Annotated in this window: 24 protein-coding genes, 1 tRNA gene and 1 pseudogene; 10 read left to right on the top strand and 16 right to left on the bottom strand. The window is 68.1% G+C overall.

Annotated elements, in window-relative coordinates; translation table 11 throughout:
* Nucleotides 1-215 precede the first annotated feature (215 nt).
* Nucleotides 216-791: a TIGR01841 family phasin PhaP1 gene (gene phaP1, locus BKK80_RS13070; protein WP_071013489.1), complete on the bottom strand. Its 576-nt coding sequence runs from the start codon at nt 789-791 to the stop codon at nt 216-218.
* Nucleotides 792-1,142: 351 nt separating this feature from the next.
* On the opposite strand from phaP1, the gene BKK80_RS13065 reads away from it, so the two are divergent.
* The 5 genes from BKK80_RS13065 (at nt 1,143) to pbpG (ending at nt 5,835) form a co-directional block, all read left to right on the top strand.
* Entirely contained in the window at nt 1,143-2,090 is a 948-nt protein-coding gene (locus BKK80_RS13065; protein WP_071013487.1) for a histone deacetylase family protein, read from the top strand.
* Between the two features lie 53 nt (nt 2,091-2,143).
* A complete protein-coding gene (locus BKK80_RS13060) occupies nt 2,144-2,995 on the top strand; it encodes a DMT family transporter (RefSeq protein WP_071016447.1) in 852 nt (283 codons plus the stop codon).
* Nucleotides 2,996-3,092: 97 nt separating this feature from the next.
* Entirely contained in the window at nt 3,093-3,542 is a 450-nt protein-coding gene (locus BKK80_RS13055; RefSeq protein ID WP_071013484.1) for an acyl-CoA thioesterase, read from the top strand.
* Nucleotides 3,543-3,651: 109 nt separating this feature from the next.
* The gene (locus BKK80_RS13050) at nt 3,652-4,359 is read left to right on the top strand and encodes a nitroreductase (protein WP_071038572.1); all 708 of its coding nucleotides are present in this window, start codon (nt 3,652-3,654) and stop codon (nt 4,357-4,359) included.
* Nucleotides 4,360-4,638: 279 nt separating this feature from the next.
* Complete coding sequence (gene pbpG, locus BKK80_RS13045; RefSeq protein ID WP_084084790.1) at nt 4,639-5,835, top strand: D-alanyl-D-alanine endopeptidase; 1,197 nt, start codon at nt 4,639-4,641, stop codon at nt 5,833-5,835.
* A gap of 84 nt (nt 5,836-5,919) precedes the next feature.
* On the opposite strand, the gene BKK80_RS13040 is transcribed toward pbpG, so the two are convergent.
* The 4 genes from BKK80_RS13040 to BKK80_RS37435 form a co-directional block, all read right to left on the bottom strand.
* Nucleotides 5,920-7,332, bottom strand: coding sequence for an FAD-binding oxidoreductase (locus tag BKK80_RS13040; RefSeq protein WP_071069736.1), 1,413 nt, complete (start codon nt 7,330-7,332; stop codon nt 5,920-5,922).
* A 64-nt stretch (nt 7,333-7,396) separates the two neighbouring features.
* Nucleotides 7,397-8,122, bottom strand: coding sequence for a FadR/GntR family transcriptional regulator (locus BKK80_RS13035; RefSeq protein WP_071069733.1), 726 nt, complete (start codon nt 8,120-8,122; stop codon nt 7,397-7,399).
* Nucleotides 8,123-8,261: 139 nt separating this feature from the next.
* Nucleotides 8,262-8,870 (bottom strand): cytochrome P450, encoded by a 609-nt coding sequence (locus BKK80_RS13030; protein WP_236903676.1) that lies wholly within the window; start codon nt 8,868-8,870, stop codon nt 8,262-8,264.
* On the bottom strand, nt 8,836-9,123 hold the full coding sequence (locus BKK80_RS37435; RefSeq protein ID WP_236903750.1) for a cytochrome P450: 288 nt from the start codon (nt 9,121-9,123) through the stop codon (nt 8,836-8,838). Before BKK80_RS37435 ends, BKK80_RS13030 begins: the two co-directional genes overlap by 35 nt.
* A gap of 26 nt (nt 9,124-9,149) precedes the next feature.
* On the opposite strand from BKK80_RS37435, the pseudogene BKK80_RS37430 reads away from it, so the two are divergent.
* A pseudogene (locus BKK80_RS37430) lies at nt 9,150-9,257 on the top strand (AraC family transcriptional regulator); the annotation flags it as partial.
* 31 nt (nt 9,258-9,288) lie between these two features.
* Here BKK80_RS37430 and BKK80_RS13025 read toward each other — a convergent pair.
* Nucleotides 9,289-10,074 carry an IclR family transcriptional regulator gene (locus BKK80_RS13025; protein ID WP_071013474.1) on the bottom strand — a complete coding sequence of 262 codons (786 nt, stop codon included), beginning with the start codon at nt 10,072-10,074 and terminating at the stop codon, nt 9,289-9,291.
* Nucleotides 10,075-10,372: 298 nt separating this feature from the next.
* Here BKK80_RS13025 and BKK80_RS13020 point away from each other — a divergent pair, with 298 nt between their 5' ends.
* From BKK80_RS13020 to BKK80_RS13010, 3 genes are read left to right on the top strand one after another with little or no spacing between them, the layout of a single operon-like run.
* A complete protein-coding gene (locus BKK80_RS13020) occupies nt 10,373-11,098 on the top strand; it encodes a (Fe-S)-binding protein (protein ID WP_071013471.1) in 726 nt (241 codons plus the stop codon).
* Nucleotides 11,099-11,142: 44 nt separating this feature from the next.
* Entirely contained in the window at nt 11,143-12,555 is a 1,413-nt protein-coding gene (locus tag BKK80_RS13015) for a LutB/LldF family L-lactate oxidation iron-sulfur protein (protein WP_071069731.1), read from the top strand.
* On the top strand, nt 12,552-12,854 hold the full coding sequence (locus BKK80_RS13010) for a hypothetical protein (RefSeq protein ID WP_071013466.1): 303 nt from the start codon (nt 12,552-12,554) through the stop codon (nt 12,852-12,854). Before BKK80_RS13015 ends, BKK80_RS13010 begins: the two co-directional genes overlap by 4 nt.
* Before the next feature lie 97 nt (nt 12,855-12,951).
* Here the strand turns inward: BKK80_RS13010 and BKK80_RS13005 are convergent, their stop codons facing one another.
* From BKK80_RS13005 to BKK80_RS12960, 10 genes are all read right to left on the bottom strand, one after another.
* Nucleotides 12,952-13,746: an ABC transporter ATP-binding protein gene (locus tag BKK80_RS13005; RefSeq protein ID WP_071013463.1), complete on the bottom strand. Its 795-nt coding sequence runs from the start codon at nt 13,744-13,746 to the stop codon at nt 12,952-12,954.
* Between the two features lies 1 nt (nt 13,747).
* Entirely contained in the window at nt 13,748-14,644 is an 897-nt protein-coding gene (locus BKK80_RS13000) for an ABC transporter permease (protein ID WP_071013461.1), read from the bottom strand.
* A 165-nt stretch (nt 14,645-14,809) separates the two neighbouring features.
* Nucleotides 14,810-15,781 carry an ABC transporter substrate-binding protein gene (locus BKK80_RS12995; protein WP_071013458.1) on the bottom strand — a complete coding sequence of 324 codons (972 nt, stop codon included), beginning with the start codon at nt 15,779-15,781 and terminating at the stop codon, nt 14,810-14,812.
* 262 nt (nt 15,782-16,043) lie between these two features.
* A complete protein-coding gene (locus BKK80_RS12990; protein ID WP_071069729.1) occupies nt 16,044-17,102 on the bottom strand; it encodes an aldo/keto reductase in 1,059 nt (352 codons plus the stop codon).
* 76 nt (nt 17,103-17,178) lie between these two features.
* Nucleotides 17,179-18,216, bottom strand: a complete 1,038-nt coding sequence (locus tag BKK80_RS12985) for a quinone-dependent dihydroorotate dehydrogenase (RefSeq protein ID WP_071016443.1) — start codon at nt 18,214-18,216, stop codon at nt 17,179-17,181.
* A 178-nt stretch (nt 18,217-18,394) separates the two neighbouring features.
* Nucleotides 18,395-19,177, bottom strand: a complete 783-nt coding sequence (locus BKK80_RS12980; RefSeq protein WP_071013452.1) for an arginyltransferase — start codon at nt 19,175-19,177, stop codon at nt 18,395-18,397.
* Nucleotides 19,178-19,257: 80 nt separating this feature from the next.
* Nucleotides 19,258-20,001, bottom strand: a complete 744-nt coding sequence (aat, locus tag BKK80_RS12975) for a leucyl/phenylalanyl-tRNA--protein transferase (protein WP_071013450.1) — start codon at nt 19,999-20,001, stop codon at nt 19,258-19,260.
* A gap of 28 nt (nt 20,002-20,029) precedes the next feature.
* Complete coding sequence (locus BKK80_RS12970; protein ID WP_071013447.1) at nt 20,030-20,614, bottom strand: NUDIX hydrolase; 585 nt, start codon at nt 20,612-20,614, stop codon at nt 20,030-20,032.
* Nucleotides 20,615-20,829: 215 nt separating this feature from the next.
* Nucleotides 20,830-20,905, bottom strand: a tRNA-Met gene (locus tag BKK80_RS12965).
* Between the two features lie 219 nt (nt 20,906-21,124).
* Complete coding sequence (locus BKK80_RS12960; protein ID WP_071069727.1) at nt 21,125-22,045, bottom strand: helix-turn-helix transcriptional regulator; 921 nt, start codon at nt 22,043-22,045, stop codon at nt 21,125-21,127.
* A 246-nt stretch (nt 22,046-22,291) separates the two neighbouring features.
* Here BKK80_RS12960 and BKK80_RS12955 point away from each other — a divergent pair, with 246 nt between their 5' ends.
* A complete protein-coding gene (locus BKK80_RS12955) occupies nt 22,292-23,914 on the top strand; it encodes a benzoate-CoA ligase family protein (RefSeq protein WP_071069725.1) in 1,623 nt (540 codons plus the stop codon).
* Nucleotides 23,915-23,942 lie beyond the last annotated feature (28 nt).

Genomic DNA, 23,942 nt, shown 5'->3' with positions numbered 1-23,942 from the left:
ATGCAAGGAGGGGGGACGAAAAAAACCCGGCGTGTTGCCGGGTTCAAGGGTACCGTTGCGTTACGCAAGGCGGATACCGAGGAGACAAGGGGAGGGGTCCGATCGGACCGCCGTTGGCAAAGCGCGCTGCTGTGGCAGGGGCGCTTTGCCAACGGGCCGGCGAGGCCGGCCGGACCGCCGCCGGCAGGGCCGGCGGCGGTGCTGCTTTGCCTGACTTAGGCGGCAGCGGGCTTCTTGGCAGCCGAGCGGGCAGTGGCGCCGGCTTGCTGGGCAGCCTTGCTGGCAGCGCTGGCGGCAGCTTGGAAATTGCTTTCGGCGATTTCCACGGCTTGCTTGGTGGCCTTCTGCACCGACTCGTAGGCGTTGTTGGCGGCGCTGATCGCGGACTTCACGATGGCGACGGTCGATTCGGAGCCGGCCGGCGCGTTCTTGGCGAAGTTGTCGACCAGGGCTTGCACCTTCTTCGAGCCTTCGGCCAGTTGGGCTTCGGCGACCTTGGTGAACTCGCCCTGGGTTTCCGAGGCGATTTCATACAGGTGACGGGTGTAGGCCAGGGCCTTCTCGGCGACGGGCTGGACCAGCGAAGCCTGGATGGCCAGCAGTTCCTGCGCGTCCTTGGCGGACAGCGCCTTCTTGGCGTTGTCGACGTTTTCGGCGAAGGTGGTCTTGACGACCTGCAGGTTCAGTTCAACCAGCTTCTCGACGCCTTCGAACGCCTTGGTGGTCAGGCCGAACAGGGTTTCCAGATTGGCTTTTTGTGCAGCTGCAACTTGTTCCGGGGTCAGGATCATGCTGAGTCTCCAGTGGTGGGTTCAGATTCAAGCAACGTTAGGCCGCCCAGATGTCATAGCGGTGACAGGTGGAACCTGTCGTAAAGCCAAGCCCAGGCGTATTCGTCCGCAGCACTCACCCGCTTCGATCGAGGATGATGCGCTGCAACAATTCCTATTCTAGGGGAAGCGCGGAGGCTGTCAAGCGCTTTTTGTGCATCGCACAAAAAAGAGGGTGCATGTCGAGGAAAAGTGCCGCCTCGTACGCCTGCAACCCCCGCGCCGGTGGGGGGCGGGGAGCAGTGCTAACATCTCGGCTTCGCGTGGCGACTGCCAGCCGCGCTTGCCCCGCCTGCCCCGCCTGCCCGAGCCATGCTTGCCTACTACGCCGACGAGTTCGTCTTGCCGCTGCCGCCGGACCACCGCTTCCCGATGCGGAAGTACCGCATGCTGCGCGACGGCGTGGCGGCCTCGGTAACCGGGCTGGAGCTGTGCGAGGCGCCGCGGGCGGACGATGCAGACTTGCTGCGCGCCCACACTGCCGACTATGTGCGGCAGGTATCGGCCGGGCAACTCGATGCAGCGCGCCAGCGCGAGATCGGTTTCCCTTGGTCGGTCGAAATGGTGGAGCGCTCGCGGCGCTCCGCCGGTGCGTCGATCGCCGCGTGCAGGGCGGCGCTGGCCGACGGCATCGCGGTCAACCTGGCCGGCGGCACCCATCACGCCTATGCCGACAAGGGCGGCGGCTTCTGCGTCTTCAACGATGCCGCCATCGCGGCACGGGCGCTGCAGGCGGAGGGCCGCGTCGCACGCGTAGCGGTGGTCGACCTCGACGTGCACCAGGGCAACGGCACGGCCTCCATCCTGGCCGGCGACCCGAGCATTTTCACGCTGTCCTTGCACGGGGAGAAGAACTACCCCTTCCGCAAGGAGGCCAGCGACCTGGACGTGGGCCTGCCCGACGGCTGCGGCGACGAAGCCTACCTGCAGGCGCTGCAGCAGGCGATCGAAATGCTGTCGCAGCGCTTCTCGCCGCAACTGATCATCTACCTGGCCGGTGCGGATCCGCATGAGGGCGACCGGCTCGGCCGGCTCAAACTCACCCTGGGCGGCCTGGCTCGGCGCGATGCCCTGGTCTTCGACTATGCGCTGGCGCGCCGTCTGCCGGTGGCCGTGGCGATGGCGGGCGGCTATGGCCGGCAGATCGAGGACACGGTGGCCGTCCATGTGCAGACCGTGGCACTGGCGGCGCAGTATCAGTTACGCCATCCGCTGCGAGGCGCAGCCGCGACGGCGCGCGTGGCAGGAGCGGCGGCGTGAGCGGCGCGGCGGCGGGTACGCGTGCCGGCGGCTCCCGGCTGTGGGTGGCCTGCATGCCATGGCTGTTCGTGCTGATCTGGAGCACCGGCTTCATCGTTGCCAAGTACGGCATGCCTTATGCCGAGCCCATGACCTTCCTGTTCCTGCGCTTCGCCGGCGTGCTGGTCTTCATGCTTCCCTTCGTGCTGCTTGCGCGGGTGCCGCTGCCGCAACGCCAGGGACGTACCGACTGGCGCAAGGTCGGCCATCTGGCCCTGGCCGGCCTGTTCCTGCAGGCTGGCTACCTGGGCGGGGTCTGGGCCGCGGTCAAGCTGGGCATGCCGGCCGGCGTGTCGGCGCTGATCGTGGGCATGCAGCCGGTGCTGACCGCGCTGATCGCCACGCGGCTGGGCGAGCGCATCGGTGCCCGGCAATGGCTGGGGCTGCTGTGCGGCATCGCCGGCGTCGGGCTGGTGGTGGCCAACAAGCTGACGGTGGCCGGCATGTCACCGGCGTCGCTGCTGCTGGCGCTGGGCGCCTTGCTGTGCATCACCATCGGCACGCTGTACCAGAAGCGTTATTGCCCGGTGTTCGACCTGCGCATCGGTTCGGTGATCCAGTTCGCGGCATCGGCGCTGGCCTGCCTGCCGTTCATGTTCCTGTTCGAGACACGTGAGGTGCAGTGGACCGCGGCGATGGTGTGTGCACTGCTATGGTCGGTGCTTGCCTTGTCGATCGGCGCTATCTCGCTGCTCTTCGTCCTGCTGCGGCAAGGTGCTGCCACGCGCGTGTCCAGCCTGATGTACCTGACGCCGCCCACCACGGCGGTGATGGCCTGGCTGTTGTTCGGCGAGCGTTTCCCGCCGCTGGCAGCGCTGGGCATGGCCTTGGCGGTGGCGGGGGTAGCCCTCGTCATGCGCCGTTGAGCGCCGCCGCCTTCGGGAGACTTCGCCGTCTCCCGGGCCGATTTTCCGGCCCATCCCATCCACTCGTCCATTCGCTGAACCTGACCGAGCGCGAGCCATGAAACCGCAAGCAGAACCCCGCAGCGCCTATCGTCATTTCCTTCCCATCACCACGCGCTGGATGGACAATGATGTCTATGGCCACGTCAACAACGTCGTCTACTACAGCTACTTCGATACGGTGGTGAACCGCTACCTGATCGAGCAAGGAGTGCTGGACCCGGCCGCGGGCGAGACCATCGGCCTGGTCATCGAAACACAATGCAACTACTTCGACTCACTTAGCTTTCCCGATACCGTGGTGGCCGGGCTGCGCGTGGCACGCCTGGGCAATACCAGTGTGCGCTACGAGGTGGGGCTGTTCCGCGGCGAGGCGGAGACGGCGGCGGCGCAGGGACACTTCGTCCATGTCTACGTCGACCGCGCGTCGCGCCGGCCGGTCCCGCTGCCCGAGGCACTGCGGCGGGTACTCTCGCCGCTGGCGGTCGAGCTGGCGGAATCGGCATGAGGCAGGGTGCCGTGGCGCACCTGCCGCACGGGGCGGGAAGGCGAGGGGCCGGCGAGGTGAACCAGCCGTGAAGCAAGCCGTCAAGCAAGTCCTGAAGCAAGCAAGGTCCGTGGAGCCGCAAGGCCCGCTGCCCGACGAGGTGGCGGCGGTCGACCGGGCCATCCTCACCCGGCGCTCGGTGCGCGCTTTCCTCGATACCCCGGTGCCGCGCGAGACGGTGGAGGACATCCTCGGCGTGGCCAGCCGCGCACCGTCCGGTACCAATTCCCAGCCTTGGCGCGTCTACGTGCTGACCGGCGATGCCAAGGCGCGCCTGTGCGCCGATGTGCTGGCGGCCTACGACGATCCGGAGCGCGACAGCAAGTATCTGGAAGAATATCCCTACTATCCGCGCGAGTGGATCGATCCCTATCTGGCGCGGCGCCGCAAGGTGGGCTGGGATCTCTATGAATTGCTGGAGATCAGCCGCGAGGACAAGGCGCGCATGCACGAGCAGCATGCGCGTAACTTCCGCTTCTTCGACGCGCCGGTCGGATTGATCTTCACCATCGACCGCATCATGGAGCAGGGCAGCTGGCTCGATTACGGCATGTTCCTGCAGAGCCTGATGATCGCGGCGCGGGCGCGCGGGCTGGATACCTGTCCACAGGCGGCCTTTGCGCGCTTCCATCGCGTCATCGGCGATCATCTGCGCCTGACGGAAGACGAGATGGTGGTGTGCGGGATGTCCCTCGGTTACGCCGATCCGGATGCCATCGCCAATCAATTGAGCACGGAACGTGAACCGGTCAGCGGGTTCGCGCGTTTTCTCAGTTGAGACCGCAGTGACATCGCGAGGGAGCGCCGTAACCGGCCTCCCACCTTGTGTTTGTGGCTGACGAGTCGTTTCCGGGCATGGTCCCGCAGGCGATCCGGTGGATCGCCTGTTTCGTTGGGTGACTGGGGAATCCGGCCGATGAGTGCTTTTTGCATAACATTTATCGCATCGTGGAAATGTTTGCAAATCGAACTTTAAGGAGCGATCGTAAGTCTCTAATCTTGCTAACAATTTCAACTTTTCCTAAACTGGCGCCATCCCTGATGCGCTGAACGAATCATGTCCCGGTCCGATTCCCCATTCCTGAGATTCTTCGGCCTCTCCTCGTTGTCCTCCGCCGCCACTGCCGTGATGGTGTCCGCGTCCCTGCTCGCCGTGCCCGTGGCGCACGCGGCCGACGCCGGATCGAACGGCAAGACCAGTAAGACGGCCAAGAAGACGAGCAAGAGCACGAAGAAGACGGCCGCCGCTGGCGCGGCCAAGAAGTCCGCCAAGGCGGAAGGCGCCACCCGCAAGGTGGTGGTGCTGAAGAACGGCAAGCGTCACGTGGTGACGCAGCGCCAGGCGGTGCCGGTGCGCACCGCCTTCACGCCGGCCAAGCCCTCGATGGGCGAGGCGCTCGGCCTGCGCGAGACCGCCGACGCGCTGGCGCTGCGTTCCAGCGTGGCGCTGGTGATGGACCAGGACACCAATGAGGTGCTGTTCCAGAAGAACCCCAATGCGGTGCTGCCGATCGCCTCGATCACCAAGCTGATGACGGCGACGGTGGTGCTGGAGGCGCGCCAGCCGATGGATGAGATGCTCACCATCACCGAGGAAGACCGCGATACCGAGAAGCACAGTGGCTCGCGCCTGCGTTTCGGCGCCCAGCTCAGCCGCCACGACATGCTGCTGCTGGCGCTGATGTCTTCGGAAAACCGCGCCGCCTCGGCGCTCGGCCGCAACTATCCGGGCGGCCTGCCTGCCTTCGTGCAGGCGATGAACCGCAAGGCGCGCGAGCTGGGCATGAACGACACGCACTACGTCGACTCGAACGGCCTGTCGAGCAGCAACGTCTCCAGCGCGGTCGACCTGGCGCGCCTGGTCAATGCGGCCTACCGCAACCCGACCATCCGCGAGTTCTCCACCCAGACCGAGTACGAGGTCAACGTGCTGGGCCGCCCGCTGCACTATGTCAGCACGAACCGCCTGGTGCGCGGTGGCAACTGGGATATCGGCCTGCAGAAGACGGGCTTCATTTCCGAGGCCGGCCAGTGCCTGGTGATGCAGGCGCGCGTGCACGGCCGCAATGTCGTGATGGTGTTCCTGGACTCGGTCGGCAAGCTGTCGCGCTTCGCCGATGCCACCCGCGTGCGCGACTGGCTGGAGCACTCGCCGTCGATCCAGCCGCGCCCCTTTCCCGGAGCACCCAATCTGACCCAGGGTCCGACGTCGCCGCAGGCGGTGCTGGCGTCGCAGCAACCTCGCGGGACCTGATCCCGGGCAGCGGGTGCACGTAAGACAAAGCGCCGGTCGATCGACCGGCGCTTTGTTTTTTGCAGCCTGTGCGGCGCAGCCGCGTCAGAGCAGCTTGCCCGGGTTCATGATGCCTGCGGGGTCGAAGACCCGCTTGATCTCGCTCATCAGCCGCAACTCCAGCGGATCCTTGGTGCGCAGGAAGTCATCACGCTTGAGCTGGCCGATGCCGTGCTCGGCGCTGATGCTGCCGCCATAGCGCACCACTTCGTCGATCACTTCCGCCGTGACCGCCTTGCCGTGCCGGGTGGCCCAGTCGGGGCCGGCGCCGGCCGGGCGCGAGAGGTTGTAGTGCAGGTTGCCGTCGCCGAAGTGGCCGAAGATGAAGGGGCGGATGCCGGGATCGAGCCGGGCCACCCGCTGCGCCATGCTGTCCATGAAGGCCGGGATCCGTTCGATCGGCAACGAGACGTCATGCTTCAGGTGGGGACCGTCGGCCCGTTGCGCTTCCGAGATCTCTTCGCGCAGCTTCCACAGGGCCTGCAATTGCGCCAGCGAGGCCGAGACCGCGGCGTCGAGGCATAAGCCGTCATCCAGCGCCGTGCCGATCACTTGCTCGAGCAGGGCGCCGAGCGCGGACTCGTCGGTCGTGTCGGCCAACTCCACCAGCACATAGCCGGGGTAACGCGTGGCAAACGGCTCCTGCACGCCTTCGGCATGGGCCAGCACGAGGTCCACGCAGTCCCCGGTGAAGAACTCGAAGGCCTGCAGGCGCGCGCCGCAGCGGGCGTAGAGCAGCGAGAACAGCGACAGGGCCTGCGCCGGGGACTCCACGGCGGCCAGCACCACGCTGCGCACGTCGGTGCGCGGCAGCAGGCGCAGCGCGGCTGCGGTGATGACGCCCAGCGTGCCTTCCGAGCCGATCAGCAATTGCTTGAGGTCGTAGCCGGTATTGTCCTTGCGCAAGGCCCGCAGGCCGTGGAACACCTCACCGGTAGGCAGCACGGCTTCGATGCCCAGCACCAGTTCGCGCGTCATGCCGTAGCGGACCACATTGACGCCACCGGCGTTGGTGGCGAGGTTGCCGCCGATCTGGCAGGAGTCTTCCGCTGCCAGGCTCAGTGGCAGCAGCCGGTGCTCGGCCTCGGCGGCGCGGCGCAGGTTGCCCAGGATGCAGCCGGCCTCGGCCACCATGGTGTTGGCGATGGTGTCGATCGAGCGGATCGCGTTCATGCGGTCCAGGCTCAGCACCACGTTGCGGGGGCTGCCATCCGGCGTGGCGGCGCCGCACAGTCCGGTATTGCCGCCGCGCGGCACCACCGGTACCGCGGCCTGCTGGCACAGGGCGAGCGCGCGCGACACTTCCTCGACGCGGCGCGGGCGTACCACCGCCTGTGCCTGGCCCCGATAGAGGCCGCGCCAGTCGGCGAGCCAGGGGGCGATGTCTTCCGGGCGGGTGACCACCGTATCGGGGCCGAGCGCCTCCACGAGGCGGGGCAGGAAATCGTCAGGTTGCATGATCGGGCGGGAGGGTCGGGTTCAGGGAAATGGATGCGGCGTGCCGGCTGCCGGCACGCCGCCGTCAGGCCGGGACCGGGGGCAGGGGGCCATTGCCTTCCAGCCGCAGGCCGAGGCGGGCGGCCGCGCCGCGCAGATGGGCCTCGGCGGCGGCCCGGGCGCGCACGGGGTCGCCTGCCTCGATGGCGGCGAACACGGCTACATGCTCCTCGTGCACGGCTTCGGCCAGTCCCGACTGGCGCAGCGTATTGCTGCGCGCGGTGCGCACGGCGTCGTGCAACTGCACGTTCAAGTACTGCAGCAACTGCTGGTAGTACTTGTTGTGCGTGGCGGCAGCAATCGCGATATGGAAGGACGTGTCGAGGTCGGCGGCCGGCTGCGGTTCCAGCAGGCGCTGGCGCAGGCCTTGCAGCAGGTCCGACAGCGAGTCGAGGTCCTGCTGCGTGCGCCGCAACGCCGCCAGGGCAGCGGCCGCGCCTTCGAGCTCGAGCCGCAATTCATAGAGGCTGGCCATCTCCTCTCGGTCCACGGCCAGTTGTGCCGGCAGGCGGAAGCCGGCACTGCCGGTGCGCGCGCGCACCATGCAGCCCAGACCCTGGCGGCTTTCCACCAGCCCCTGCGCACGCAGGTGCTCGGTGACCTCGCGGATCACGGCGGCGCTGACACCGAAGCGTTCCGCCAACTGGCGGCCGCTCGGCAAGCGGCTGCCGAGCGGGTAGTCGCCGCGGGCGATCTCCGCGCTCAACTGCTGGGTGACCTGTTCGGTGAGAGTGACGGCTCGGGTACGCATGGAGCCGATTATATGCTTTGCAGCTTATCTGATAAGTAAGGGTTAATGCTAGGTCTTGCGAAAGGGAAGGCCGGCCCTGGAAGCTCTGGCGAAGACCACGCCGGGGCGTCGGGCGACGGCGAGTAAGGACGTGCGGTGGCTATGTCGCGGGGGCGAGTCCCAGCCGCATCGGCTGGGCCGGCCGCAAGGTAATGTGCAGCACGGTACCGAGCCGCCCCGCATCCCCCGTGTCCGGCAGCAGCGACAGCGAAAAACGCTGCAGCACCATGGCTGCGGCGACCGTCAGTTCTGCCATCGCCAGATGCTGCCCCAGGCAGACCCGTGGGCCGGCACCGAACGGCAGGTAGGCGCCGCGCGGGAAGTCGGGGGCGCCGGCGGCGAAGCGCTCGGGCCGGAAGGCGAGCGGTTCGTCGAACCAGCGCGCATCGTGGTGCATCAACTGGACCGGGAGCATGAACAGGGTGCGCTCCGGGAAGGTCCAGGGGCCGAGGGTCAGCGTACGCTTGCTGCGGCGGCTGATCAGCACCGGCGCCGTCGGGTACAGCCGCAGTGTTTCCTTGATGGTCTGCGTCAGATAGGTCAAGTCGGACAGCCTGTCGGCGCCGGGCGCCCGTCCTTGCAGCACGCGCTCCACTTCCGCGCGGGCCGTGGCTTGCGCGGCGGGGTTCGCGGCCATGCACCACACCCACCAGGCCAGCGTGGCCGCGCTGGTTTCATGGCCTGCCAGGCCGGCGCCCGGGTCGGCCATTGCGCCAGCGCCTGTCGCAGGCTGCGACGATGGTCGGCACCAGCGACTGCACCGCCCGCGGCGAGAAGGCCGGCTGCAGCGCCGTGCGCTTGCCATGCCAGGACTCACCCTCGACGACGAGCACGCTGCGACCCTGCAGTCCGGAGAACACGTGCATGGCGTGTTCCCAGCGCACGAGATCGGCGTGATGGGCCACGAGCAGTTCACGCGCCAGTTCGGGATCGCTGACGACGACCTGGTGCTCCGGCCAGATCGCCAGGTGGACGATGTCGCCGTGGGGCGCACCTGAGCCGGGCGACCAAGCGCATCACCGGCTTCGCGCCGGCGGAATTCACGCGGCGCTACCTGGAGGACGAGTCCTTCTGGATCTACCGGCTGTGGGTGTGAGGCTTGCGCGGCGCCAGGGCCGCGCTTGCGCTCAGGCGCTTTCCTCGGCCGTGTAGCCCATGCCGCGCGAGATCTGCAGCGCGGTGTCCTTCAGGTTCTGCAGCCAGCTGTCCTGCAGCCGGTCGGCCGGCGCCGACAGCGACAGGCCGGCGATCAGGCGGCGCGAGTCGTCATAGATGCCGGCCGCGATGCAGCGCACGCCCAGCTCCAGTTCCTCGTTGTCGCGCGCATAGCCGTTGCTGCGCACCCAGCTCAGCTCGCGCTCCAGCTTGGGCAGGTCGGTGATCGAGGTACGGGTGTGCCCGGCCAGGCCGGTGCGCGTGGCATAGCTGCGCACGCGCGCCGCCTCGTCGACCGCCAGGAACAGCTTGCCGACCGAGGTCAGGTGCAGCGGCGCGCGGCCGCCGATGGCGCGCACCACCTGCATGCCCGAGCGCTCGCTGTAGGCGCGTTCGATGTAGACGATCTCGTCGCCCTGGCGCACCGACAGGTTGACGGTCTGTCCGGTCACGCGATGCAGCGCGCGCATGGGTGCCAGCGCCGCTTCGCGTACCGAGAGCCGGGCTTTGACGAGATTGCCAAGCTCCAGCAGGCGCATGCCGAGCCGATAGCTGCCTGGGTCGGAGCGGTCGACGAAGCGGCAGGCCACCATGTCGTTGAGGATGCGGTGGGCGGTCGAGGGGTGCAGGCCGGTGGTCAGAGACAGTTCTTTCAAGCTGACCGGATCTGCGTGCTGGGCGAGGGCGTCCAGCAGGGTCATCATGCGTTCGATAACCTGGATCGAGGTCTTTCCAGGCGATTTGTCAGCGTCAGACATGGGAGAGTCGGGCGTTGCTGCCCTGCAATAGATTTTAAGCGTCTACGTGATTCTATCTCGCATCGTGAAAATTTCAATACGTGAAATGCAATCCCAGTAGAAAGACTCTAGCCGAAGCGCGCTCCTGGGCGCTTTCCGGGGGGGCGCGGCGCCGCCGCGTTGCCGCGCTAAGTCGTTGATTCATCGAGTGTCCGCGCCGGGCTCCCTGCCGAAGCCGGGCGTGTGGCCGCACCATGTGCGCCAGTCGAGGCGCCAGGGCGCATAATTGCGGGGTTTCGGGTCTCGATGAAGGGAAACAATGCGAGTCGGTCTGTTCGCCACCTGCCTGGTGGACCTCATGCGCCCGGAGATCGGGTTCTCGGTACTGAAGCTGCTGGAGAAGGCCGGGTGCGAGGTGATGGTCCCGGAGGCGCAGACCTGCTGCGGCCAGCCGGGCTACAACTCCGGCGAGCGCGCGGGCGCGCGCGACCTGGCCGAGAAGTTCCTGCGCGAGTTCGAGATGTTCGACTACGTGGTGGTGCCCTCGGGCTCCTGCGCCGGCATGATCCGCCAGCACTATGGCGACCTGCTGCGCGACGACCCGGAACTGAACGGCCGCTACGAGCGCCTGCGCGAGCGCGTCTACGAACTGACCGACTTCCTCGTCAACGTGGCCGGCCTGGAGACCCTCGACTCGGATTTCGCCGGACGCATCACCTATCACGATTCCTGCTCGGGCCTGCGCGAACTCGGCGTCAAGGCGCAGCCGCGTGCCTTGCTGGCCAGGCTGCCGGGCGTGCAGCTCACCGAGATGAAGGACTGCGAAGCCTGCTGCGGTTTCGGCGGTACCTTCTCGGTCAAGTACGGCAATATCTCGACCGCCATCGTCGACGAGAAGTGCGCCAATATCCGGGACAGCGGCGCCGACGCCGTGGTGCTGGGCGATCTCGGCTGCATCCTCAATATCGAAGGCCGCCTGCGCCGTACCGGCGACGCACGCACGCGCGTGCTGCACATCGCCCAGGTGCTGGCGGGCGACGCCTGAACGGCGGCACAGCCCGGCAGGCAAGAAGCGGAGGCCATCACACGATGCAAGTCCACAGCATGGAATTCAAGGCGCGCGCCGGCCAGAAGCTGGCCGACCAGCGCCTGCAGCAGAACCTGAAGAAGCTTTCCACCAAGTTCGTCACGGCGCGCGCCGAGGCCATCCACGAGATCGATTTCGACGCCACGCGCGCCGCGCTCAAGGAGCGCCGCAACCGGGCGCTCGAGAATCTCGATGTCTGGCTGGCCACCTTCGAGGAGAACGCCACGCGGCGCGGCGCGACCGTGCTGTTCGCCGAGACCACCGCAGATGCCGCGCGCCTGGTGACGGAGATCGCGCAGAAGCACGGCGTCAGGAAGGTCATCAAGAGCAAGTCCATGGTGACCGAGGAGATGCGGCTGAACCAGGTGCTGGGCGAGATGGGCGTGCAGAGCATCGAGACCGACCTGGGCGAGTACATCCTGCAGATCAACGACTCGGAGCCGCCCTCGCACATCATCGCGCCGGTGGTGCACAAGGACAAGGACGAGATCGCCGACCTGTTTGCCAAGGTCCACCACAAACCGCGCCTGACCGAGATTCCCGACATGACCCGCGAGGCGCGCGAAGTGCTGCGCCCGGAGTTCCTGTCGGCGGACATGGGGGTCACCGGCGGCAACTTCATCATCGCCGAGACCGGCTCGGTGGCGGTGGTCACCAATGAGGGCAACGAGGGCATGTGCACGGTGATGCCACGCGTACATGTCGCGGTGACCGGCATCGAGAAGGTGCTGCCGACGCTGGAAGACCTGGCCACGGTGATGCGGCTGCTGCCGCGCTCGGCCACCGGCCAGGCTATTTCGAACTACTTTTCGCTGCTGACCGGACCACGCGCAGAAGGCGAGCGCGATGGCCCCGAGCACATGTATTTCGTGCTGGTCGACGGCGGCCGTGCCGGCCTGATCGGCGGCGAGTTCCAGGAGATGCTGCGCTGCATCCGCTGCGGTGCCTGCATGAACCACTGCCCGGTCTACCAGAAGATCGGCGGCCACGCCTACGGCTGGGTCTATCCGGGCCCGATGGGCAGCGTGCTGACACCCAGCTACGTCGGGCTGGCCAATGCCGTCGACCTGCCGCAGGCCGCCACACTGTGCGGCGAATGCAACCGCGTCTGCCCGGCCTCGATTCCCTTGTCGGACCTGCTGCGCAAGTTGCGCGAGAAGCAGATGGAGCGGGGCCTGCGCCCGTGGCAGGAGCGCGTGGCGCTGCGGGCCTGGGCCTATGTTGCCGGCCGCCCGGCGCTGTATGCGCTGGCCACGCGCATCGCCGCGCGCCTGCTGGCGCGCATGGGCGGCAGTGGCAAGTCGATCGCCAGCCTGCCGCTGGCGGGCAAGGGATGGACGGAGACGCGCGATATGCCGGCCCCGGCCGGACGCACGTTCCGCGAGCTGTACAAGGAAAGGAGGGCACGCGCATGAGCGGCACCGATGCACATCCGGCGGCACAAGGCAATCCGGCCAATACCGCGGCGCTGGCCAGCATGCGCGCCGCCCTGGACGCACACGTGGCGGGCCGGCTGGCCGCCGGCGGGCTGGTGCAGGGCTGGCGCGACGCGGCGGTAGGGCTGAGCCTGCCGCCGGTGTTCGGCCAGGCCATGGAAGAGCTGCTGCGCCGGCTGGAGATGTCGGCCGTGTTCGCCCAGGACAGCTGCTCTTTCTCCAGCAACGCGGTCACCGACCAGCTGAAGCGCTGGCTCGACAAGGCGGCGCAACAGTAGGCCGGCCCTCGCTTGTGTGAAAACGCCCGCGGGCCGAGGCACGCGGGCGTTCATATCTGCCGGCCGGGCCGCCGCCCCGGCGCGGGGCGGAGCGCCATCAACCCAGCAGCAGAGCGTCGTCGTCGAGCTGCTCGTGGCGGGTCTGCTCGAACATGCGCAGCAGGTCGGGCACGTCCAGGCCGCGGCGCTTGTCGCCGGAGACGTCCAGCACCACCTGGCCCTGGTGCAGCATCACCGTGCGCTGGCCGTAGTCCAGCGCCTGGCGCATGCTGTGGGTCACCATCATGGTGGTCAGCTTGCTTTCCTCGACGATGCGCGCCGTCAGTTCCAGCACGAAGGCCGCGGTCTTCGGATCCAGCGCCGCAGTGTGCTCGTCCAGCAGCAGGATGCGCGACGGCTGCAGCGAGGCCATCAGCAGGCTGACTGCCTGGCGCTGGCCGCCGGAGAGCAGGCCGATGCGGTCGGTCAGGCGGTTTTCCAGCCCCAGGTTGAGCAGGCGCAGCTTGTCACGGAACAGCTCGCGCGACTGGCGGTTCAGCGCCGCGCGGAAACCGCGCTTGCTCCCGCGCGCCATCGCCAGCGCCATGTTCTCCTCGATGGTGAGTGCCTCGCAGGTGCCGGCCATCGGGTCCTGGAACACGCGCGCCACCAGGTGGGCGCGGTCCCAGGCGGGCTGGCGCGTGACGTCGGTGGCGTCGATGGTGATGCTGCCGGAGTCGACCATCTGGTCGCCGCTGACGGCGTTCAGGAAGGTCGACTTGCCGGCACCGTTGGAGCCGATCACGGCGACGAACTGGCCGGCGGGGATTTCCAGGTTGAGCCCGCGCAGCGCGCGCGTCTCGATCGGGGTGCCCGGATTGAAAGTGAGCTTCAGGTCTTTAGCGCGCAGCATCTCAGGCACCTCCGTTCTTGCGGCCGAACAGCTTCTTGCGCGTGGCGGGCAGCACCAGCGCGAAGGTCACGAGGGCGGCAGTGACCAGGTTCAGGTCCTGCGCCTTGAGGCCGATGAAGTCGCTGTTGAGCGCCAGCGCGATGAAGAAGCGGTACAGGATGGCGCCCAGCACCACGGCCAGCGTGGTCAGCACGAGGCGGCGCGCCGGCAGGATGGTCTCGCCGATGATGACCGCGGCCAGGCCGATCACGATGGTACCGATGCCCATCGAGATGTCGGAGCCGCCCTGGGTCTGCGCGAACAGCGCGCCCGCCAGCGCTACCAGGCCGTTGGACAGGGCCATGCCGGCCAGCGTGGCGCGGCCGGTGGCGATGCCCTGGGAGCGTGCCATGCGGGGGTTGGCGCCGGTGGCGCGCATGGCCAGGCCGAGCTGCGAGGAGAAGAACCAGTCCAGGCCCAGCTTGGCGACGACCACCACGATCAGCAGCAGGGCCGGACGCAGGACGTAGTCGGGCAGCCAGTCGGGCTGCAGCAGGGTGAACACCGTCGACTCGGTGATCAGCGGCACGTTGGGGCGGCCCATGATGCGCAGGTTGACCGAGTAGAGCGCGATCATCATCAGGATACTGGCGAGCAGATCCATGATCTTCAGGCGCACATTGAGCCAGCCGGTGATCAGGCCGGCGACCGCGCCCGCGGCGATGGCGGCCGCGGTGGCCAGGAAGGGGTCCTGCCCGGCGGAGATCAGCGTGGCCGCGACGGCACCGCCCAGCGGGAAGCTGCCGTCGACGGTCAGGTCGGGGAAGTTCAGGATGCGGAAGGAGATCAGCACCCCGAGGGCGACCAGGCTGAAGATCAGGCCGATCTCCAGGGCGCCCAGAAGGGAAAAGAGGGACATGGGGAAATCCTGTGACGAATTCCGGCGCGCTGGGCCGGAAGCGGCCGGCAGTGGCGCAGCACCTGGGTAAGCCGTGCGCCGCCGCCGCCGGGATGGGCCGATAGGCCCGGGGGGCGCGGGCCTGCCCGGCGCGGGGCGCGGGCGGGCCACGGCGAGCGCCGCTGCTTACTTGATGACTTCCTTCGCTTCCTTGACCAGTTCCGGCGAGAGCGTGACGCCTTGCTTCTCGGCGGCGCCGGTGTTGACGAACAGCTCAAGGTTGTCGCTGGTCTGCGAGGCGATCGCGCCCGGCTTCTCGCCCTTCAGGATGCGCACCACGACCTTGCCGGTCTGGTGGCCCAGGTCACCGTAGTTGATGCCCAGCGCGGCGATGGCGCCACGCTTGACGCTGTCGGTATCGGCGGCGACCAGCGGGATCTTCGACTCGTTGGCCACCTTGACCAGGGCCTCGTAGGCGGATACCACGTTGTTGTCGGTGTTGGTGTAGATGACGTCGACCTTGCCGATCAGGCTCTTGGCGGCCGGGCCGATGTCGACCGTGCGCGGGGCGGCGGCTTCCTTCAGCGCGATGCCTTCCTTGGCCAGCAGGCCGGTCAGCTCCTTGACCACCACGACCGAGTTGGCCTCGCCCGGGTTGTAGACCATGCCCACGGTCTTGACCTTGGGCACCACGCGCTTGATCAGGGCGACCTGCTTGTCCAGCGGCAGCTTGTCCGACACGCCGGTCACGTTGGTGCCCGACGGGCTCCAGCTCTTGACCAGTTGCGCCGCCACCGGGTCGGTGACGCCCGAGTACACCACGGGCACGCTCTTGGTGGCGGCCACGACGGCCTGCGCCGACGGGGTGGCGATGGCCACGATCACATTGGGCTGGTCGCCGACGAACTTGCGGGCGATCTGTGCCGCGGTGCCGGTGTTGCCCTGGGCACTCTGGTATTCCCACTTCAGGTTCTTGTCAGCGTCGAAACCGGCTGATTTCAGCTCGGCGCGCACGCCGTCGCGGATGGCGTCGAGGGCCGGGTGATCGACGATCGACAGGACCTTGACGCTCTGCGCCTGCACGGCACCGCCGTACAGCAAGGCGAGCGCGGCGGCGGCGCCCAGGATGGTCTTTGTGGTCGACTTGAGGCTCTTCATCTTCTTTGATCTCCCCCTACTGGCAGCATGGGTGGTATAGGCCGCATGGATCATGGTTTTGCCGTCCTGGCCGGACCGCGCGGGGCGCGGGATGGCCGGGCCGCCGCGGGCACCGCGCACCCGGCGGCGGGCGGGTGCGGGCGTGGGCCGTGGCGGTTACGACGGCGATGCGGCAGGGAGCATACCACTTCCGCGGCGGCTGGACTTTTGCGGTGCACAAAAATGCCGCAGAAACACCAGAAAGTCGTTGCCGGGAGGTCAATTATTGCGCGGGATTGTGAATCTCAGCGTGGATTCGCTCGATTGCCGCGATCACGTCCTCGGGCAAGCGGACCTGCCAGGCATCGATGTCTTCCTGCAGTTGAGCCAGGCTGGTGGCACCGATGATGGTGCTGGCGGCGAACCAGCGCGAATAGCACCAGGCCAGTGCCAGCGAGGCCGGTGACAGCCCGGCCTCGTGTGCCAGGGACACGTAGCGGGCCGATGCGGCCAGCGTCTCGGCGCGCATGTAGCGCGGGCTCCAGTCGGGCGAGAAGCGGGTCAGGCGGCCCTGCGCGGCCTGGTTGAAGACCGGTGCGTCGGCGGGGCCCGCCAGGTACTTGCCGGTGAGCTGGCCGAAAGCGAGCGGGCTGTACACCAGCAGGCTGACCTCGCTGCGGTAGCAGGCTTCGTCCAGCCCCTGCTCGAAGCTGCGGTTGAGCAGGTTGTAGGGGTTCTGGATGGTGGCGATGCGCGGCAGTCCATGCAGCTCGGCCTGCTTGACGAATTCGGCCACGCCCCACGGCGTCTCGTTGGACACACCGACGTAGCGGATCTTGCCGGCGCGCACCAGTTCGCCCATGGCCTCCAGCTGGGCCTGGATCGAGGCACATTCGCGCTCGCGCGCCGGGTCGAAGGCCTTCTGGCCGAAGATCGGTGCGTTGCGGGCCGGCCAGTGGATCTGGTACAGGTCGATGTGGTCGGTCTGCAGGCGCGCCAGCGAGCCCTCCACGGCCTCGCGGATGCTGGCCGGCGTCAGGTCGCCGCCATTGCGGATCCATGGCATGCGTGCCGGGCCCGCCACCTTGGTGGCCAGCACCACGCGGTCGCGCGGCTGGCGCTTGAGCCACTTGCCGACGATGCGCTCGGTCTCGCCGTAGGTTTCGGCGCGCGGCTTGACCGGGTACATCTCGGCGGCGTCGATGAAGTTGATGCCGCGCGACAGCGCGTAGTCGAGCTGGCTGTGGCCTTCGGCCTCGGTGTTCTGCTCGCCGAAGGTCATGGTGCCGAGGCAGATGCGCGAGACCTGCAGGTCGCTGCGGCCCAGTCGGATGGTTTCCATGGCGCGGGTGTCCTTGTGCGTTGCCGGGAGAAGCGTGGATGGGGAGGCCCGGCCGAGCGGCCGGGCGCGCGTCATGTCAGCGTGTGCGCAGCGCGGCGGCGCACTCGCTGACCAGGTTCGGGCCGCGGTAGATCAGGCCGCTGTACAACTGCACCAGCTGGGCGCCTGCCTCGATCTTGGCGCGTGCCTCGGCGCCGCCGAAAATGCCGCCCACGCCGATGATGGGCACAGCATCGCCGACCACGGCGCGCAGCGCCTTGACCACCGCGGTGGACGGCGCGAACACCGGGCGGCCGGACAGGCCGCCGGCCTCCTCGGCGTGCGGCAGGCCCTTGACGGCCTCGCGTGAAATGGTGGTGTTGGTGGCGATGACGCCGTCGATGCGGTGGCGCACCAGCGCGTCGCCGATATTGCCGATCTGGTCGGCGTCGAGGTCCGGCGCGATCTTCAGTGCCACCGGTACGTAGCGCTTGTGCTGGTCGGCCAGGCGCTGCTGCGCGTTCTTGAGTGCGGACAGCAGGCCATCCAGTTCGCTGGCGCCCTGCAGCTGGCGCAGGTTCTTGGTATTCGGCGAAGAAATGTTGACGGTGACGTAGCTGGCGTGCGGATAGACGCGCTCCAGGCAGTACAGGTAGTCATCGGCGGCACGCTCGATCGGCGTATCGGCGTTTTTGCCGATATTGAGCCCCAGCACGCCGCCTTCGGCCTTCCAGCGCGAAGCCTGCACGTTGGCGATGAAGGCGTCCACCCCGCCGTTGTTGAAGCCCATGCGGTTGATCAGCGCATCGGCCTGCGGCAGGCGGAACATGCGCGGACGCGGATTGCCGGGCTGGGCGCGCGGGGTGACCGTGCCGACCTCGATGAAGCCGAAGCCCAGCGCGGCCAGCCCGTCGATGTAGGCGCCGTCCTTGTCCAGGCCGGCGGCCAGGCCGACGGGGTTGGGAAAGCGCACGCCCATCACGGTGCGCGGATCGTCGGCCACCCGGTTGCCGATGCAGCCGGCAAAGCCCAGGCGCCGGGCGCGGCGCAGGTTGTTCAGCGTGAAATGGTGGGCATCCTCCGCATCCATCGAGAAGAGGGCGGGGCGAAACAGGGGGTAGAGCGCGTTGAGCACGTTGAGGACCGGAGACTGGCGAAGACGGAAGGAAGCGGCGCGAGGCCGGGCGGCGTGGGCGCCGGCGGCGAAGCGCCGCGGACCAGGCGGCATTGTAGCGTTTCGGGCTGCTGCCCGAACTGCGCGGCCCGCGCGGGGCGGCGTGCACCGGCGGTGCCGCCGGCCTCGGTTGCCGGCTTCAGGCGCCGCCGGCGCCGTCGCTCCGGATGCCGTCTTCGACGCTGGAGAAGGGCTGCCACTGGTTGCCGCGCAATACCTGCATCGGCTGGAAGCGCGCCTTGTACGCCATCTTGCGGCTCTGTTCGATCCAGTAGCCGAGGTAGAGGTGGGGCAGGCCCAGCTCGCGCGTCTGGCGGATCTGCCACAGGATGTTGTAGGTGCCGTAGCTGGCACGCACCTCGAGCGGGTCGTAGAAGGTGTAGACCGAGGACAGCCCGTCGTCCAGCACGTCGATCATGCTGACCATGCGCAGGCGGCCGGCCTCGGGCGACTCCGGCGGCTCGCGGAACTCCACCAGGCGCGAGTTGACGCGGCTCTGCAGCAGGAACTGTTCGTACTGGTCGCGGCTGTCCTGATCCATGCCGCCGCCGGCATGGCGCATCGACTGGTAGAGCAGGTAGAGCGCGTAGTGTTCTTCGACGTAGGTCAGCGGCGCCACCAGCGCGCGCAGCGTGTGGTGGCGTTCCCAGGCGCGGCGCTGGCTGCGGTCGGGGGAGAAATGGTCGACCAGCACGCGGCAGGGCGTGCAGGCCTGGCAGTCGTCGCAATAAGGGCGATAGGTGAAGATGCCGCTGCGGCGGAAACCGGCGCGTACCAGGCGGGAGTACACATCGGCATTGATCAGGTGCGCGGGGGTGGCCACCTGCGAGCGGGCCATGCGTCCGTCCAGGTAGCTGCAAGCATAGGGCGCCGTGGCATAGAACTGCAGCGCGGACAGGGGCAATTCCTTCAGCTTGCTCATGATTCGCCTGTTGCGGGTGGGGCGGCCGGGCAAGGCACGGCAGACGGCACATCGGCCACGGGCTGCCGCGCGCCTCCGGTTCAGGACTCCGCCGCCTGCGTCCAGCGCGCCAGCACCGACTTGTCGAAGTCCCAGGGCACGATGGCCGGGAGCTGGGTGGCGCCGCGCACATGGGCCACGAAATCGGCGCGGGAGATGGGACGGGCGCCGAGCGAAGCCAGGTGGTCGGTTTCCTGCTGGCAGTCTATCATCGCCACGCCGTGCTTGCCGAGGAAGGCGCACAGCGCCGCCAGGGCGATCTTGGAGGCATCGGTGCGGTGGGCGAACATCGACTCGCCGTAGAACATGCGGCCGATCGCCACCCCGTAGAGCCCGCCCACGCGCTCTCCGCGGTACCAGGTCTCGACGCTGTGGGCGAGGCCCTGCCGGTGCAGTCCGCCGTAGGCGGCGACGATGTCGGGCGTGATCCAGGTGCCTTGCTGGCCTTCGCGCCAGGTGTTGGCGCAGGCGTGCATCACGGCGATGAAATCGTCGTCAACGCGGATCTCCCACTCGGGCTCGCGCAGCACGCGGCGCAGCGTCTTGCGGAAAGTGGCAGAGATCTTGAAGGCCTGCGGCACCAGCACCATGCGCGGATCGGTGCTCCACCACAGCACCGGCTGGCCTTCGGAATACCAGGGGAAGATGCCCTGCCGGTAGGCCAGCAGCAGCCGCTGCGGGGTCAGGTCGCGGCTGGCCGCGAGCAGCCCGGGCGCGTCGGTGCCGGCACCGAGCGCGCGCTCCAGCGGCGGAAAGGGGTCTTGAGGTTCCAGCCAGGCGATCATGCGGCGCGGCGCGGCGGCACGCCGGCCGTCAGGGAGCGACGGTCGCCCGCGTGGCCAGCGGGCGCATGGGCTTGTCGATGTCGAAGCTGTACACGCGGAAGCTGCCGTCGTGCAGGCGGCCGGCGGCACGGTCGGCGTAGAAGCTGCGCAGCGTATGGACCACGGTGGGGAAGGCCAGTTCGTCCCAGGGCACGTCGGCCTCGGCGACCAGCTTGACCTCGAGGCTCTCCTCGCCCGGTGCGATGTCGAGATCTTCGAGCCGGGCCAGGTAGAACAGGTGGACCTGATGCACATGCGGCACATTGAGGATGGAGTACAGTTCACCGACCTGTACCCGCGCACCGGCTTCCTCCAGCGTCTCGCGCGCCGCGCCCTGGGCGGTGGTCTCGCCGATTTCCATGAAGCCGGCCGGCAGTGTCCAGAAACCATAGCGCGGCTCGATGGCGCGCTTGCACAGCAGCACCTTGTCTTCCCACACCGGGATGGTGCCGACCACGTTGCGCGGATTGACGTAGTGGATCGTGCCGCAGTTGTCGCACACATGGCGTGGGCGGCTGTCGCCATCGGGCACGCGCAGCACGACCGCATGGCCGCAGTTCGAGCAGAATTTCATGAGGGGCGTCCGGGAGGAATGGCGGAAGTGTATCACCCCGACCCGGGCGTCGTAGGGCGCGGAGCGCGGCTGCAGGCGGTGCGAGGAGCCTGGCCGGTGGTGTCGTGCATGAGGCTGCGTCCCTTTCCCTTCGAGGGAAAGATTGCCGCGCCCAAAACAAAAAACGCCCGGAAGGGCGTTTGATGTGATTCAGGCCGCAGGCCTGCGACGGTAGTTGGTTGCGGGGGCAGGACTTGAACCTGCGACCTTCGGGTTATGAGCCCGACGAGCTGCCAACTGCTCCACCCCGCGTCCGTCGAAGAAAAGATTATATGGGAACCGCTTGCGCATTGCAACAGGAAATTTCGTGAGACCCGCTGCCCTGCGAACTTTGGATGTGCACCGCGGCCCCATATCGTCCGCACCTGATCATTAGATTGCCGGCAAGCGCCCAGGTTCGGCGCGATCGCGGCAATGCTCTTGATCGGGTTTGCGCGGCGCCTTGTGCAAGGCAAGGCGCGCGCCGGTTCTTCAGGCGCCGAGCAAGCGCAACTGCGCGCGCAGCGCCTGCAGCGAAGCCTGCGGATCCTGACCGCTGGTGTCGATGGTGACATCCGCGCGTGCATACAGCGGCGTGCGCGCCTGCAGAATGCGGCGCAGGTCCGTCATGGCCTCGCTGTTGCCCTGCATCGGTCGCATGTCGCCCTGCGCGACCACGCGCGCCATGTGTTCTTCCGGCGAGGTGCGCACCCAGACGGTGTAGCAGTGCGCCAGCAGCAGGTTGAAGGTGGCCGGCTCCGACACCAGGCTGCCCGGAGTCGCCAGCACCATGTGCTCGTTGTCGCGCAGCACGCGCTCGAGCGCACGCATTTCGTAGCGGCGGTAGGCGGCTTGTCCATACAGCGAGTGGATCTCCGACAGGCTGGCGCCTGCCTCTTCCTCGATGGCGCGGTTCAACTCGACGAAGGGCACACCGAGCGCCTGCGCCAGCCCGCGCCCCAGCGTCGATTTGCCGGCGCCGCGCAGTCCGATCAGGGCGACGCGGCGATGGCGCGCGTCGCGCGAGTCGGCAGGCGCCAGCGCGTTGCGGCAGGCTTCGCGCACGCGGGCGAGCTGGTCGCCAGGCAACTGGGCCATCCACTGCATGAGCTGGGTGAATTCGGCGGCACGCGGGCCGCCCTGGTCGTCCACCTCTGCAAGAACCACCGGCAGCGGCACATCGAGCGCATGCGCGACCTGGCGCAGCAGCAGTACCGAGGCGTTGCCGGTGCCGGTCTCCAGGTTGGCGAGATAGCGTTCGGAGACGTCGGCGCCGCGTGCAAGATCCTTGCGCGACATGCCGCGGGCGGCGCGCAGGGAACGAATGCGCTCACCCAGTTGTGTCAGGTAGGGGTCGCGCTCACCTGCGGCGCGGGTGTCGGGGGAGAGCAGGGTGGAGGGATCGCGGGGCATGGCGGGCAAGGCATGGAATTCCTAGGCTGGCGGCATTATAAGCCCTGTCGTTGCTGCGCTATATTGCACTACGGTGCTTGCATAATAGACGATATGCAATAAAATGCATGGACATGAGCGGAGGCCTGCGGCGCGTATCGACGTGCGCGGCGATCCGCCCGAGAACAGGAGACCGCCCGCAAGCACGGTGCGGCCAGCGGACACGGCGCCGATCGCCGCGCCGCAGAAGAACGGAGGAGACCCGAGATGACGCCCCCCACCGCCGGCGCCGCCGCGCCGATCGCCGTGCTGCCCGCGCACTACAACGCCGCGGCCGACTTGCTGGCGCGCAACCTCGCGGCAGGCCGTGCCGGCAAGATCGCCTATCTCGACGATGCCGCTTCGCTCACCTTTGCCGAACTCGAGCAGCGCAGCCGACGCTTTGCCAGTGCCCTGCTGGAGGCGGGGCTGCGGCGTGAGGAGCGTCTCCTGCTGTGCGCCCTCGACACCATCGATTTTCCGGTCGCCTTCCTCGGCTGCCTGCTGGCTGGCGTGGTGCCGGTGGCGGTGAATACGCTGCTCACGGCCGACGACTACGCCTATATGCTGGGCCACAGCGGCGCGCGTGCCGTGGTGGTGTCGGAGGCCCTGGTGGAGCGGATGCGCGCGGCCATCGGCAGCACCCGCACCGATCCCCTGATGATTCTCGCCGCGCCGTACGCGGGGGCGGTGCCGCAAGGCAGTGTGAGCGCGCTGGCAGTGACGGCGCCGCCGCTGCCGGAAGCCGCCGCGACCGGTCCGGACGATATCGCCTTCTGGCTGTACTCCTCCGGCTCCACCGGTCGCCCCAAGGGGACCGTCCACACGCACGGCAACCTGTTCCATACCGCTGACCTCTACGCGCGGCAGGTGCTCGGCCTGCGCGAGGACGACGTGGTGTTTTCCGCGGCCAAGCTGTTTTTTGCCTACGGCCTGGGCAATGCGCTGACCTTCCCGCTCGCGGTCGGGGCTGCCACGGTGCTGATGGCCGAGCGCCCCACTCCGGCCGCCGTGTTCCAGCGCTTGCGGGCGCAGCGGCCCACGGTCTTCTGTGGCGTGCCCACACTGTACGCGGGCATGCTCGCGGCGCAAGGGCTGCCGGCGCGGGAGGAGGTGGCGCTGCGCGTCTGCACCTCGGCCGGCGAGGCGCTGCCCCGGGATATCGGTGAGCGCTTCCGCGCCCGCTTCGGCTGCGACATCCTGGATGGCATCGGCTCCACCGAGATGCTGCACATCTTCCTTTCCAACCGGCCCGGCGAGGTGCGCTACGGCACTACCGGCAAGCCGGTGCCGGGCTACCGGATCAAGCTGCTGGACGAGGCCGGGCAACCGTGCGCGCCGGGTGAGATCGGCGACCTCTATGTGATGGGTCCCTCCGCCGCCCTGATGTACTGGGGCAACCGCGAGAAGAGCCGCGACACCTTCGTCGGCGCGTGGACGCGCAGCGGCGACAAGTACCTGTGCGACGCGGAGGGCTACTACACCTATGCCGGGCGCAGTGACGACATGTTGAAGGTGGGCGGCATCTATGTCTCGCCCTTCGAGGTGGAAGCCGCGCTGGCACAGCATCCGGCGGTGCTGGAGGCGGCGGTGATCGGCATCGAGGACGCCGACCGTCTGGTCAAGCCCAAGGCCTTCGTGGTACTGCGACCCGGGCAGCAATGGCATGAGGGCATGGCCGCCGAACTGCAGGCCTTCGTCAAGTCGCGCCTGGCGCCCTACAAATACCCGCGCGAGATCGTCTGCCTGGAGGAACTGCCCAAGACCGCCACCGGCAAGATCCAGCGCTTCCGGCTGCGCGAACGCGAGCGGCCGGCACCGGCCGCGTCGACGCCGCCGGGCGGGGCCTGACCCCGTGCCCGGCCCCGCCTTTCCGGAT

Source organism: Cupriavidus malaysiensis (assembly GCF_001854325.1).
In the GTDB taxonomy this organism is placed as follows: Bacteria; Pseudomonadota; Gammaproteobacteria; order Burkholderiales; family Burkholderiaceae; genus Cupriavidus; species Cupriavidus malaysiensis.
Note: the sequence above shows the minus strand (reverse complement) of the source record. Positions and strands in the feature narration are given on the sequence as shown.